This is a genomic window from Ewingella sp. S1.OA.A_B6 (genome assembly GCF_049889095.1).
Lineage (GTDB): Bacteria > Pseudomonadota > Gammaproteobacteria > Enterobacterales > Enterobacteriaceae > Ewingella.
Genome location: NZ_JBLJFK010000010.1, coordinates 65347 through 78849, shown reverse-complemented (window position 1 = coordinate 78849; position 13503 = coordinate 65347). Strand labels below are relative to the sequence as shown.

Here is a 13503-nt window from a genome sequence, read left to right as displayed (position 1 = left end):
ATTTTAGGCCGTTGACTTATTGATTTCCAGAGTACGAATGATAAATCTAATCAATACTCAGTGAGAGTGCTATTTGTGTGTAAAATGGCCTGCTTTTTCTGGGTTCTCAAAAAATTCAATAAAATGGTGGCCGCACAGTCGGCAACTTAACAATTTTGGTGGAGAAGTAATGCGTAAAAATTGGGCTGTTGGGGTTGCTTTACTGGCTATGCCGGCGCTGGGCTATACGGCTGAAGCGACCATTCAGGATGTACATGATAAGCCGATTGTACGTGGTAGCGTGATCGCCAGCCTGCTGCAGGAGCACGACAACCCGTTTACCTTATATCCTTATGACACCAACTATCTGGTTTATAGTGACACCAGTGGTATCAATAAAAAAGCCATTAAATCATACGATTGGGCTGATAACGCACGCCATGATGAAGTCGAGTTCCAGCTCAGTCTGGGTTTCCCGATCTGGCGCGGAATTGCCGGTGACAACTCATTGCTTGGTGCATCCTACACGCAGAAATCCTTCTGGCAGCTTTCTAACCGCGCGGAGTCTTCGCCATTTCGTGAAACTAATTATGAGCCGCAAATCTTCATTGCCTGGGCGACAGATTACCAGTTGATGGGCTGGACCCTGCGTGAGGCAGAATATGGTTTAAACCATGACTCCAATGGCCGGTCAGATCCCACTTCCCGTAGCTGGAACCGCGTTTATGCGCGCTTTATGGCACAAAATGGCAACTGGCAAGTGGATCTCAAACCATGGTACCGCATTCCGGAAAGCGACAAAGATGACGATAACCCGGATATTAACAAGTATATGGGTTACTACCGTCTGAAAGTCGGCTATGCGCTGGGCGAAAGTGTTATCAGCGTTGAGAGCCGATACAACTGGAATACCGGTTACGGCGGTGCGGACGTTGGTGTCAGTTACCCGATCACTAAGCATATGCGCTTCTACACCAAAGTGTTCAGCGGCTACGGCGAGTCATTGATCGACTATAACTACAAGCAGACTCGTGTGGGTGTTGGTATCATGCTCAACGATATAATGTAACGTAGGCCTTCGGGCAACGTCATTAATACAGTCCCAACGGTCTGAAAGGCCGTTGGGCGGTTTAAACAGTTGGGGAATTGAGTGTCTACGGCGGCAGTGATAAATAAAGAAGAGCTGGCACAGCAGGTATTACGCGATACCTTTGGTTATCAGCAATTCCGACCAGGTCAGCAAACTATCATCAATACGGCAATCTCCGGGCGAGACTGCCTGGTAGTGATGCCTACGGGTGGCGGCAAGTCGTTGTGTTACCAAATTCCTGCTCTGGTGATGGATGGCCTGACGCTGGTGGTATCGCCGTTGATCTCACTGATGAAAGATCAGGTTGATCAACTGATGGCGGCGGGTGTCGAAGCCGGTTGCCTCAATTCTACTCAAAACCGCGAACAGCAACAGGATGTCATGGCGGGTTGCCGCAGCGGGCGCATTAAAATGCTCTATATCGCCCCGGAACGCCTGATGATGGGCGACTTCCTTGAACAGTTGCAGCAGTGGAATCCGGCCATGCTGGCCGTTGATGAGGCCCACTGTATTTCCCAATGGGGGCACGACTTCCGTCCAGAATATCGCGCTCTCGGCCAGTTAAAGCTACGCTATCCTCATTTGCCGGTGATTGCGCTTACTGCCACCGCCGACGAAGCTACCCGCAACGACATCGTCCGCCTGCTGGAGCTTAACGATCCGCTAATTCAGGTGAGCAGTTTTGATCGCCCCAACATCCGCTACACGCTGGTGGAAAAGTTTAAACCCCTCGATCAGTTGATTCGTTTCGTGCAGGACCAGCGCGGCAAAAGCGGCATTATTTACTGTAACAGCCGTGCCAAAGTCGAAGACACCGCCGCGCGTTTGCAAAGCCGTGGTATGAGTGTCGGCGCGTACCACGCCGGTCTGGATAACGACACCCGCGCTCGCGTGCAGGAAGGTTTCCAGCGCGACGATTTGCAAATTGTGGTCGCCACCGTGGCGTTTGGCATGGGCATCAACAAGCCCAACGTGCGTTTCGTTGTTCACTTTGATATTCCGCGTACCGTCGAGTCTTACTATCAGGAAACTGGTCGTGCAGGGCGTGATGGCCTGCCAGCCGAAGCGGTGCTGCTGTATGACCCGGCGGATATGGCGTGGCTGCGCCGCTGCCTGGAAGAGAAACCCCCAGGTGCCCAGCAGAACGTGGAACGCCACAAGCTGAATGCCATGAACGCGTTTGCCGAAGCGCAAACCTGCCGCCGTCTGGTGCTGCTCAACTATTTTGGTGAAGGCAAACAGAATGCCTGCGGTAACTGTGACGTCTGCCTTGACCCGCCAAAACGCTACGACGGTCTGCTTGATGCACAAAAGGCGCTATCCGTAGTGGCACGCGTGGGGCAACGCTTTGGTCTGGGCTATGTAGTGGAAGTGCTGCGCGGTGCTAACAACCAGCGTATCCGCGAATATGGGCACGATAAGCTGTCGGTATATGGCATCGGCAAAGAGCAAAGCAATGAACACTGGACTAGCGTGGTGCGCCAGCTGATTCACCTTGGCATGATTATGCAGAACATTGCCATGCACTCGGCGCTGCAACTGACCGAAGCGGCCCGCCCGGTACTGCGGGGCGAAACGCCTCTACAGCTGGCGGTTCCACGCATTCAGACGCTGAAGATTAAGAGCAGCGCGAGTCAGAAAACCTATGGTGGTAATTACGACCGCAAACTGTTTGCCAAACTGCGCAAGCTGCGTAAATCGTTGGCCGATGACAACAACGTGCCGCCGTACGTGGTCTTTAACGACACCACGCTGCTGGAAATGGCCGAGCATTTACCGATCAGCCCGAGCGACCTGCTGGATATCACCGGCGTCGGCCAACGCAAGTTGGAAAAATTTGGCCGACCGTTTATGGCAGTGATACGAGACCATATCGATAACGGCGACGACTGACAGATTCTAATCCCTACACATAACACAGAGAGTTAATCATGCTGACGTTGTTCCTGATGGTTGCGATGGTACATATGATTGCACTGGCGAGTCCCGGTCCTGACTTCTTCTTTGTCTCGCAAACGGCGGCCAGCCGCTCGCGTAAAGAAGCAATGATGGGTGTTATTGGTATTACGCTGGGTGTCGCAGTGTGGGCAGCCGTTGCGCTGATGGGGCTGCATCTGATCCTGCAAAAAATGGCATGGTTACATCATATTATTACTGTCGGCGGTGGCCTGTATTTGTGCTGGATGGGCTGGCAGTTACTGAAATCGGCGCGCGCTAAAAAGCAGGCCGGTGGTGCAGGAGAAGCCGACGTCGCCGTGGCATTACCTGCCCGTGGCCGCACCTTTATGCGCGGGCTGTTGACCAATCTTTCCAACCCGAAAGCGGTCATCTACTTCGGCAGTGTGTTCTCCATGTTTGTGGGTGACAGCGTCAGCGGTGGTGAGCGCACGGGCATATTTCTGTTGATCGTGATTGAAACCCTGGCCTGGTTCTCTTTGGTGGCCGTGGTCTTTGCTCTGCCGAAGATGCGTCGCGGCTATCAGCGTTTATCCAAATGGATTGATGGCGTAGCAGGCGTGGTGTTTACCGGTTTTGGAATTGCGTTGATTGTGAACCGTTAATCAGAAATTCTGCGCATGAAAAAGGGTCCGGCTTAACACCGGATCCTTTTTGCATTCTGAGGACTCAAACTTTCCGCGCACTTGCCAGCAACAGGCCGACCAGCATAAAGAGTGAGCCGAAAATCCGATTCAACAGTTGCATCTGTTTTGGTGCTTTGACCCAACCGGCAATGCGCGTCGCTAGCGTCGCGTAACCAATCATCACGATAATATCGACCACCACAGTGGTCACGCCTAGCGCGACATACTGCGCGGTCTGCGGCTGGTGCGGAATAATAAACTGCGGGAACAGCGCGGCTAAAAACACAATGCTCTTCGGATTGGTCAGGTTGACCAGAATCGCCCGTTTGAACAGGCGACGTCGTGGCATACTGCTGGCTAACGCATTGAGATCAATCGCACCGGCGGCCCGCCACTGACAGATACCCAGCCAGATTAAGTAAGCCGCACCCAGCCATTTCAGCACTTCGAATGCTATCAGGGATTGCGAAACCAGCGCACCAAGGCCAATGCCAACCAGCACGATGTGAATAGCCAGACCGAGTTGTAAGCCAGCAATCGATGCCACCGCGCCGCGATAACCATGGCTGATGCCCACGCTCATAGTATTGATGGCACCGGAACCCGGTGAAAGGCTTAAAATCGACGTGGTGAGCAGATAGGTTAACCACCAGTCCAACGTCATTGTACTACTCCCTGAAAAGGCTATTTTATGGCACAATACGCTATTGTTTATGCTTGTGCTACGGCTCACAAAAAACTTACTTCACATTCCTGTAACAGGTTTTCGGAACCCTTGAATGCCATCAAATTTTGTAAAGTGGTTAACGCGAGAGAAAGAGTTTTCTGCCTTTGCAACCGGGCCATTGCTGGATTTTTGGCGTCAGCGTGAAGAGAGGCATTTTGCCGGAGTCGATGATGTTGATATTCACTATGTCTGCTTCACTGCCGCTGAAAACGACAGTGTCATTCTGGTGTCACCGGGCCGTATTGAAAGCTATGTCAAATATCCGGAACTGGCTTACGACCTCTTTCACTGTGGCTACGATGTGATCATTGTCGATCACCGTGGGCAGGGACGTTCCGGCCGCATGTTGGAGGATCCGCATCGCGGCCATGTCCAGCATTTTGACGATTACGTTGAGGACTTACACCGCCTCTATCAGCTTGAAATTGCACCGCGAGGTTATGGTAAAAAATTCCTGCTGGCCCATTCGATGGGCGGGGCAATTGGCGCGTTGTTCCTGGCGAAATATCCCCAGACGTTCGACGCGGCAGCTTTTTGCGCACCGATGACCGGCATCTATTTACGGATACCCGGCTGGGTCTCACGGCGAATACTCAACTGGGCTGAAAACCGCCCGACGCGACGCGACGGGTACGCCCTTGGAACCGGCTACTGGCGTCCACTGCCATTTTTGGTTAATGGCCTGACGCACAGCCGCGAACGCTATCGCCGCAACATGCGTTTTTATGCGGATTACCCAGAATTACAGGTTGGTGGGCCGACCTACCACTGGGTTAGGGAAAGTATTGAAGCGGGAATGCATATTCTGCAACAAGCCGAAAACATTACTACACCCCTACTATTATTACAGGCAAGCGAGGATCGGGTGGTTGATAACCGCTCACAGCTTGCTTTTTGTCAGGCGATGGCCGTTGCCGGGCACCCTTGTGAAGGGGAGAAACCAATGGTCATCGAAGGCGCGCGCCATGAGATCCTGTTTGAGCGGGACGACCTTCGGGCACAGGCGCTCGATGCCATTATGCGCTTTTTCGCGCGGCATTAACTCGCGGCGGACTGCCGCGCACAACTCCATCAGAGGTTAGAACCTATCGCTATGTATCATGTTGTTGCTTCCGATTTAGATGGCACCTTGCTGTCACCCGATCACACCCTGAGCCCGTACGCCAAAGAGACGCTGAAGATGCTGACTCAACGCGGTGTACACTTCGTCTTTGCCACTGGCCGACATCACATTGATGTGGCGCAAATTCGCGACAATCTGGAGATCAGCGCATTTATGATAACCTCCAACGGTGCGCGGGTGCATAACACCGAAGGTGAGCTGATCTTCTCCCACAACGTAGATGAAGACATCGCCCGTGACTTGTTCGGTATCATGCATAGCAATCCGAATATTCTGACCAACGTTTACCGTAACGATGACTGGTATATGAACCGCGATCGTGACGATCAGGATCAGTTTTTCCGCGAGTCCGTGTTCAAGCACAAACTGTATGAACCGGGTCTACTGGAAACTGACGGCATTGGTAAGGTCTACTTCACCGCTGACACCCATGAAGAGTTAATGCCGTTGGAAGATGCGATCAATGCCCGCTGGGGGGATCGCGTTAATGTCAGCTTCTCGTTGCCAATCTGTCTGGAAGTGATGGCCGGTGGCGTGTCGAAAGGCCACGCGCTAGAGCACGTCTCTAAATTGATGGGCTATTCACTGAAGGATTGCATCGCCTTTGGCGACGGTCTGAATGATTTAGAAATGCTGACGATGGCGGGCAAAGGCTGTCTGATGAGTGGCTCGCTGCCTCGCCTGAAGGCAGCTATGCCGGACGCTGAAATTATTGGTTCGAACGCTGACGATGCGGTGCCGCATTACCTGCGGAAAATGTATTTGTCTGCACCGGCTTAACTTCGCGTTACGTTGAGCCATAAAAAACGGGCAGGGTGAAAACCTTGCCCGTTTTTATTGTCTGAGTGTACTGGATCACGCTATTTCATTGTTTGCTTGTACTTATATAAGCTATTATATTATTTTTCTGGTGTCTTATATTTTCTAACTCAATGAAATTAAAAAATAAAAAAGGTATATATGAAAGTTACATATAAGTTATTGCTCGGCTTTATTTTTGTTACAGCTCTCGCCGGTTGTGTGCGCACCGCGCCAATACTGACACCTCAAACTACAATTATCACACAAAACTCTGCCAATCAGGTTAAGTCAGCGATTTTTGAGGCGGGTCAACAGCGGGGTTGGATTATGACGCCTGCGGGCGCGGGCGTCATTAATGGTCGCTTGGCCAGCCGTGATTATACTGCAAATATTCGAGTTAATTATAGCGCCAAGGCTTATACGATTAACTATGTTAGCAGCACTAATCTCATGGCAAGTAGTGGAAGTATCCATCGTAATTACAATCGTTGGGTAAATAATCTGGATAAGGATATTCAGTTGCAGTTAGCAGCGAAAGCATTTAAATAAAAATAAGCTCGGTTTAAGCCAGATTGATATCTGGCTTAACTTTTTATTAGGAATGACGATCAGGGATATCGAAGAGTGACTGTACACTATAATTACGACAATGATAATATTAGTGCTTTAGATGCAATTACTGAGGCGCAAAGAATTGCATTTGCTCCGATGTTATTTCAGGCAGCGCTAAATTTGCGTGACTCTGGGATTTTAGCGTTGCTCGATAATTGCCGAAAGGAAGGCGTTACGCGCCAAGAGATAACGCTTGGTTGTGATCTGGATGATTATGCCGTTGGCGTTCTGCTCGATATGGGGATGAGTGGCCAGATTCTTTATCAAACGGATGAGCGCTATTTCATCGGCAAAATTGGCCATTATTTGCTTCACGATGCCATGACGCGCGTCAACATGGATTTTACGCAAGACGTCTGTTATCAGGGGCTATTCCATTTGAAAGAGTCCTTGCAGCAGGGTAAACCTGCGGGGTTACAGGTATTTGGTACATGGCCGACAATCTATCCTGCATTAAGCCAGTTACCTGAGCAGGCGAAACAGAGCTGGTTTGCCTTCGATCATTTTTACTCAGATGGCGCATTTAATGCAGCATTGCCGCACGTGTTTGGTCTTCAGCCGGCCAAAATTTATGATGTAGGTGGTAATACGGGCAAGTGGGCATTACGTTGCTGCCAGCACGATGATCAGATTGAAGTCACGATCATCGATCTCCCTCAGCAGATCGCCATAGCCGAAGAGAACGTTGCCAGGCATGGATTATCTGAACGTATTTTCGGTCATGCCGCAGATATGCTTTCTGACGAAAAATTGCCCAATGATGCCGATGTTTGGTGGATGAGCCAGTTCCTTGATTGCTTCTCTGAAGGTCAAATCGTTGCCATCTTGCAGAAAATCGCGGCAGAAATGAAACCGAATGCGCGCGTATGTATTATGGAACTGTTCTGGGATTGTCAGACCTATGAGGCTGCGGCTTTTAGCCTAAATGCTTCCTCTCTCTATTTTACCTGCATGGCAAATGGCAATAGTCGATTTTACAGCGCGGTAAATTTCCTGAGTTATTTACATAAAGCGGGTTTTGAAGTTGAAAAACAAATAGATAACCTTGGTGTTGGGCATACCTTGCTGATGTGTAAAAAGCGCTGATGCATTTTGAGGCAGGCCGCAGAATGGCGATAAACAAGGGAATATGATAGATAATGGGCAAATATTTCGTCATCAATAATGAACGCTGAATTTTGCTCATTTCTCCGCCAAGAGAGCACCAACTAATGAAGTTGACACTGAACATAACTGACTGGCAAGCCATTGCACCGGGGCTCGCGGATCGTGATGAGTGGTTATTATGGGCCGAACAGTATCCTGCCCGAGTGGATCACACCCAGCCGTTGGTGAAGTGCAGCCAATTACCCATGATGACTGCCCGTCGTTTAAGTTCTGGGAGTCGTTTAGCCGTTGAGTGTGGACTGGCCATTTTACGCCGCCAGCAAGTTGATGCCATCGTGTATACCAGCCGTCACGGAGAGCTTGAACGCAACTATCGCATTTTGGTAGCGTTGGCGACTGAGCAAAGTTTATCGCCTACGGATTTTGCCATGTCGGTGCACAACTCGGCGGTGGGGAATCTCACGATTGCGGCCAAACAGCCGCTAGTTTCTTCTTCACTTTCGGCCGGTATTGACACATTTCAACAAGGGTTATGCGAAGTGTTAGCGATGCATCAGGCAGGTTACTCCCGGGTGCTGATGGTGGATTTTGATGGTCTCATTCCTGAGTTCTATCATGCGTTAACGCCACCGACGATGCCTAAATATCCTTTTGCCACGGCATTACTGATCGAACCCGGCAACGAACTACGTTGTGAAACTGTTCCTCTCCTTCAGCCTAAATCTGAGCCTGATTTACCTCAGAGCCTGCAATTTTTGCATCATTGGCTTGGTAACTCTTTGTCATTTACGGTTACCGGTGGGCGCTTTGGCTGGCGGTGGGATCGCTAAAATGTGTGGTGACCGTTGAGTCTCTCGCCATTGAACGTTTTATGGTTGTCGAAAAGAGTGAGTGAGCGCCAGACGCTCACCCATTAAACTGACAATTCGCCCTGATTTTGACGCCTGATAAGGGCAACATACTTTTGGATGTAGCAAATGATGCAAGAACTCTCTCTTGAAATAAAAAAAATCATTATTGAGACCTTAAACCTGGAAGATATCAGTCCCAATGACATTGAGACTGATGGCGCGCTGTTTGGCGATGGGCTGGGATTAGATTCTATTGATGCGCTGGAATTGGGTTTAGCCGTTAAAAACCGTTATGGCGTGGTGCTATCTGCGGAAAGCGAAGAGATGCGTCAGCATTTCTATTCTGTAGCGACGTTAACGTCCTTTATTCAATCTCAACGTGCTTAATAGTTAGGTGACAATCAATGGAAAAACAAGATATCTACCAAGAAGTTTCTGGCCTTTTGGTTAAGCTTTTCGACATCTCTCCGGAACAAATTACACCGCAGGCGCGTTTGTATGAAGACCTGGATTTAGACAGTATTGATGCCGTAGATATGATCGTACATCTACAAAAGAAAACGGGACGCAGAATTAAGCCAGAGCTGTTCAAATCAGTTCGCACAGTACAAAACGTTGTGGATGCGGTAGAGCAGTTACTGCAAGAAAGCTGATTTCGTGTCGAATAAACGTATCAATCCGCGCTCACAGACACTGCTACGCGTTGCTAACGCGCTGCTGATGGTGTCGTGGCCGTTCATTATCTGGGCGGGTATTGTGCACGGGGCTTCTTTTTGGCTCGCTCCCGTTTTGGCCTTGTTTTTCCTGCTGCGTTTCTGGCTATTAAAGGGAAAAATGGGTGGAAAGCTGTATGCGGAAAAAGCCTTATCGCTAACTGGCGTAGCCTTATGTTCGGCCAGTTTATTGCTACGCGATCATCAACTGTTGCTGTTTTATCCCGTAGCGGTGAATGTTGTGCTGCTGCTACTGTTTGGCAGTTCACTGCTTTATGGCATGCCAATAGTGGAGCAGATCGCCCGGTTAGGTGAGCCAGACTTGCCACCCAAAGGGGTGACATATACCCGTAAAGTCACGCAGGTATGGTGCGTATTCTTTATTATTAACGGATCTATTTCCCTGGCAACCTGTTTGCATAACGATATAAAAATATGGACGTTATGGAACGGTTTCCTAAGTTATTTATTCATTGGAACGTTAATGGGCGTGGAATGGCTGGTTCGTCAGCGGGTCAAAAAATGAAAAGTATATTGCCGCTGTCTAAATGGTTATCTGATGTTCGCGCGAATGGCCATGTGGTTGCCCGCCGCGGGGATAAAAACATCTGTCTAGCGGATTTACGCCGCGATGTTGGCATGTTGCATGCTCGTTTGACCAAGCGTTCGGAGCGGCGATGGGCGCTCTGTTTTCATGATAGCTATCAGTTTTGCGTCGCGCTTCTGGCGCTATTGCACGCCGCAAAAGTGCCTATTTTGTTGGGGCATCATCGTCATGCTCAACTGATAGAGCAACGAGAGCATTTTGATGCGGCGCTGAGTGATATTTCACTCGATCTGCCTTGTGCAGTTTGGTCGCTGAGCGACGAGGGAAACGTCACGCCGGAGCTGCCTTCTGTTTCTGACTCCGCGTATCTCACGTTATTTACATCGGGATCGACCGGTGAACCGCGCCGTATTGTCAAACGGGTGAAAGCGATGGATCGCGAGGCCGAATGGCTGGCTCAATTATGGGGCGAGCAAATTGATGGCTGCCTGATTCGGGCATCCGTTAGTCACCAGCATTTATATGGACTTACGTTCCGCATTTGGTTGGGTCAGGCCTTGGGCATACCGTTCGAATGTGAAATGGTTGCGTTTCCTGAACAATTAGCCCGTAACGTTGTGCACAACAATCAGCGCAGCGTATTTATTACCAGCCCCGCTTTTTTGCAGCGTTTGGATACTCAATTACCTGCACCGCCAACGGCGCTGGTAATTTCTGCCGGTGGCCCGCTAACCCAAAAGGCCGCGCAGTTAGTTCACCGCTGGCTGGGGGTTAACGTTGATGAAATTTACGGCAGCACTGAAACTGGCGTGATGGCATGGCGTTCCCGGCAAACTGATGCTCAATGGCAGCGGTTTCCTGGGGTGAAATTCGAGCGCGACCTGCAAGATAACTGGTGCGTAATGTCGCCGTTGATTGCCAGCCCTGAAGGATTCATGCTCGATGATCGCCTGATTTTTGCGCCCGATGGTACATTTCAGCTTGATGGCCGCCATGATCGGGTGGTCAAGATTGAAGAGAAGCGGATCTCTCTTAGTGAGATTGAGCGTCGACTGGCGGCGTTAGACGGTATTGATCAGGCGGTTGTATTGCTGGTGCAGAGAGGGACGAGGCAATGTATAGGCGTGGTTCTGGTGCTCAATTCAACCGGACTACACTTACTCAATCAATTCGGACGAGGCGTTCAAATTCGTCGCTGGCGTCAGCAGCTTAGCGATTGGCTGGAGCCGGTTGCCATACCGCGCTACTGGCGCATTGTGAGTGAAATTCCACTTAATCAACAAAGTAAACGATCTTGGCCAGCGCTACAGGAGCTATTTAATGAAACCCACTGAGCTATGCCGCCATCCGTCGGAGCCGCATCAGATGGAGATTAGCCTGTACCTGGATCCCGCGCTTTCCTGGTTTACCGGACACTTCGATGTTCAGCCATTGTTGCCCGGAGTAGCACAGATTGACTGGGTGATGAGCTATGCCACTGAGCTTACTGGCTCTGGGTGGCAATTTTCTGGCATTGATAAGGTTAAGTTTCAGTTACCGTTATTGCCCAACAGTCGGGTTCTGCTCAAGCTGAATTGGAATGAGGCACGAGGTCTGATGACGTTCAGTTACGCGCTGTTGCAGGATCAAGAATCGCGCATCGCGAGCCACGGAAGCATCAAATTATGTCGCTAAGTGTGAGTCCTTTTTCTCCTTGCGTGGTTATCCCTTGCTATAACCACGGGGCAATGATGGCGTCGGTTCTGACTCGCCTGATACCTTTTGGTTTGCACTGTTTCATCGTCGATGACGGCAGCGATCGGGTAACCCAACAGACATTGGAGCAGCTGGCGCGCGCTCATTCTGAGGTTACGTTAATCAGGCAGTTGCAAAATAACGGCAAGGGTATAGCGGTATTGACGGGCTTTAGGGCGGCCTTACAGGCAGGATACACGCACGTATTACAGGTTGATGCGGATGGGCAGCACTGTATCGAAGATATTCCACGGATGTTGGAACAGGCACAGATGTTTCCCGAAAAATTGATTTCTGGGGCGCCGGTCTACGATGAGTCCGTGCCGAAATCAAGGCTCTATGGGCGCTACGTCACCCATGTTTGGGTTTGGATTGAAACGCTGTCGCTGTCGCTTAAAGACAGCATGTGCGGTTTTCGTGTCTACCCTCTTGCGCCCGTGATGGCGTTAATTGCCCGGCAGCCGATCGGTAAGCGAATGGATTTTGATACCGAAATTATGGTGCGGCTTTACTGGCAAGGTACCGACAGCCATTTTGTGCCTACAAGGGTCACTTATCCTGAAGATGGTCTGTCTCACTTTGATGCGCTGCGCGACAATCTGCGAATTTCATGGATGCACACCCGCCTATTTTTTGGCATGTTACCGCGATTACCCGCTTTGCTGATGCGTCGCCATCAGCAGCACTGGGCTGGGGTAAAAGAACGCAAAGGGCTGAGCGGAATGCGTTTTATGCTCGGTATTTATCGTCTGCTCGGTCGCCGGACGTTTGAAGTGATGTTGCGCCCCGTGGTGGGTTATTTTTGGCTCACGGGGACCACGCAGCGCTTGGCTTCTCAGCAGTACCTTTCTCGTGTGAAAGCTACCGCCGAACAACGGTCATTGACCTTGCCGAAAAATATTAACAGTTACCGACATTTTTTGCGTTTCGGTAGCGCGATGCTGGACAAAGTTGCCAGCTGGCGAGGTGATTTACGCTTAGGTCAGGAAATTGTCTTTGCTTCCGGTTCACAAGAGGCGATAAATGCAAAAAGTGATGGCGGGAAACTGATCCTGGCGTCGCATCTTGGTGATATTGAGGCGTGCCGTGCGCTGGCCCAACACCATGGTCATCGGCAGATTAATGCGCTGGTGTTCAGTGAACACGCTCAACGTTTTAAACAAGTTATTGAGGAAATTAGCCCGCAGGCAGGCATAAACCTGATCCCCGTGACGGATGTTGGGCCTGATACTGCCATGTTGTTGAAAGAGAAATTGGATGCGGGCGAATGGGTGGCTATCGTTGGCGACCGCACCTCCGTTAACATCCAGCGCGGCGGGGAGCGTCGGGTGGTGTGGAGTTCATTTTTGGGCCAGCCTGCACCTTTCCCGCAAGGTCCTTTTGTACTGGCTTCGGTGTTACGTTGTCCGGTGGTGCTGATGTTTGCTCTGCGGCAAGAAGGCAAATTACACATTCACTGTGAGCCGTTTGCCGATCCGTTGCTGTTGCCGAGGGCACAGCGTGCGGACGCCTTGCAGCAAATCGTCGATCGCTACGCCGCCAGACTAGAGCATTATGCTTTGCTGGCTCCGCTCGACTGGTTCAACTTTTTTGATTTTTGGCGACTGCCTGATGCGCCTTCAGATAAGGAATAACAC

15 protein-coding genes are annotated in these 13503 nt (G+C 50.5%); 14 read left to right on the top strand and 1 reads right to left on the bottom strand.

Features of this window, described 5'->3' with window-relative positions; genetic code table 11:
• The first annotated feature begins 169 nt into the window (after nt 1-169).
• The 3 genes from pldA (at nt 170) to rhtC (ending at nt 3630) form a co-directional block, all read left to right on the top strand.
• Entirely contained in the window at nt 170-1048 is an 879-nt protein-coding gene (pldA, locus tag ACMV8I_RS16655) for a phospholipase A (RefSeq protein ID WP_498866324.1), read from the top strand.
• A gap of 81 nt (nt 1049-1129) precedes the next feature.
• Nucleotides 1130-2962, top strand: a complete 1833-nt coding sequence (gene recQ / locus ACMV8I_RS16650) for an ATP-dependent DNA helicase RecQ (protein ID WP_498866323.1) — start codon at nt 1130-1132, stop codon at nt 2960-2962.
• Between the two features lie 38 nt (nt 2963-3000).
• Entirely contained in the window at nt 3001-3630 is a 630-nt protein-coding gene (gene rhtC, locus ACMV8I_RS16645) for a threonine export protein RhtC (RefSeq protein ID WP_498866322.1), read from the top strand.
• 64 nt (nt 3631-3694) lie between these two features.
• Here rhtC and rhtB read toward each other — a convergent pair whose 3' ends face one another.
• On the bottom strand, nt 3695-4315 hold the full coding sequence (gene rhtB / locus ACMV8I_RS16640; protein ID WP_498866321.1) for a homoserine/homoserine lactone efflux protein: 621 nt from the start codon (nt 4313-4315) through the stop codon (nt 3695-3697).
• A gap of 115 nt (nt 4316-4430) precedes the next feature.
• On the opposite strand from rhtB, the gene pldB reads away from it, so the two are divergent.
• From pldB to ACMV8I_RS16585, 11 genes are all read left to right on the top strand, one after another.
• Nucleotides 4431-5420, top strand: coding sequence for a lysophospholipase L2 (pldB, locus tag ACMV8I_RS16635; protein ID WP_498866320.1), 990 nt, complete (start codon nt 4431-4433; stop codon nt 5418-5420).
• Between the two features lie 51 nt (nt 5421-5471).
• Nucleotides 5472-6281, top strand: coding sequence for a sugar/pyridoxal phosphate phosphatase YigL (gene yigL, locus ACMV8I_RS16630; RefSeq protein ID WP_498866319.1), 810 nt, complete (start codon nt 5472-5474; stop codon nt 6279-6281).
• A gap of 180 nt (nt 6282-6461) precedes the next feature.
• Nucleotides 6462-6851 (top strand): hypothetical protein, encoded by a 390-nt coding sequence (locus ACMV8I_RS16625; protein ID WP_498866318.1) that lies wholly within the window; start codon nt 6462-6464, stop codon nt 6849-6851.
• A 75-nt stretch (nt 6852-6926) separates the two neighbouring features.
• The gene (locus ACMV8I_RS16620) at nt 6927-8000 is read left to right on the top strand and encodes a methyltransferase (RefSeq protein WP_498866317.1); all 1074 of its coding nucleotides are present in this window, start codon (nt 6927-6929) and stop codon (nt 7998-8000) included.
• Between the two features lie 125 nt (nt 8001-8125).
• Nucleotides 8126-8851, top strand: a complete 726-nt coding sequence (locus tag ACMV8I_RS16615; protein ID WP_498866316.1) for a beta-ketoacyl synthase chain length factor — start codon at nt 8126-8128, stop codon at nt 8849-8851.
• A 150-nt stretch (nt 8852-9001) separates the two neighbouring features.
• Nucleotides 9002-9259 (top strand): phosphopantetheine-binding protein, encoded by a 258-nt coding sequence (locus tag ACMV8I_RS16610; RefSeq protein WP_498866376.1) that lies wholly within the window; start codon nt 9002-9004, stop codon nt 9257-9259.
• A gap of 17 nt (nt 9260-9276) precedes the next feature.
• Nucleotides 9277-9525, top strand: coding sequence for an acyl carrier protein (locus ACMV8I_RS16605; protein ID WP_498866315.1), 249 nt, complete (start codon nt 9277-9279; stop codon nt 9523-9525).
• Between the two features lie 67 nt (nt 9526-9592).
• Complete coding sequence (locus tag ACMV8I_RS16600; protein WP_498866375.1) at nt 9593-10111, top strand: COG4648 family protein; 519 nt, start codon at nt 9593-9595, stop codon at nt 10109-10111.
• Nucleotides 10108-11466 (top strand): AMP-binding protein, encoded by a 1359-nt coding sequence (locus ACMV8I_RS16595; RefSeq protein ID WP_498866314.1) that lies wholly within the window; start codon nt 10108-10110, stop codon nt 11464-11466. The genes ACMV8I_RS16600 and ACMV8I_RS16595 overlap by 4 nt, the downstream gene beginning before the upstream one ends.
• The gene (locus tag ACMV8I_RS16590) at nt 11453-11806 is read left to right on the top strand and encodes an ApeI family dehydratase (RefSeq protein WP_498866313.1); all 354 of its coding nucleotides are present in this window, start codon (nt 11453-11455) and stop codon (nt 11804-11806) included. The genes ACMV8I_RS16595 and ACMV8I_RS16590 overlap by 14 nt, the downstream gene beginning before the upstream one ends.
• Nucleotides 11797-13500, top strand: coding sequence for a glycosyltransferase family 2 protein (locus tag ACMV8I_RS16585; protein ID WP_498866312.1), 1704 nt, complete (start codon nt 11797-11799; stop codon nt 13498-13500). Before ACMV8I_RS16590 ends, ACMV8I_RS16585 begins: the two co-directional genes overlap by 10 nt.
• Nucleotides 13501-13503: the final 3 nt, after the last annotated feature.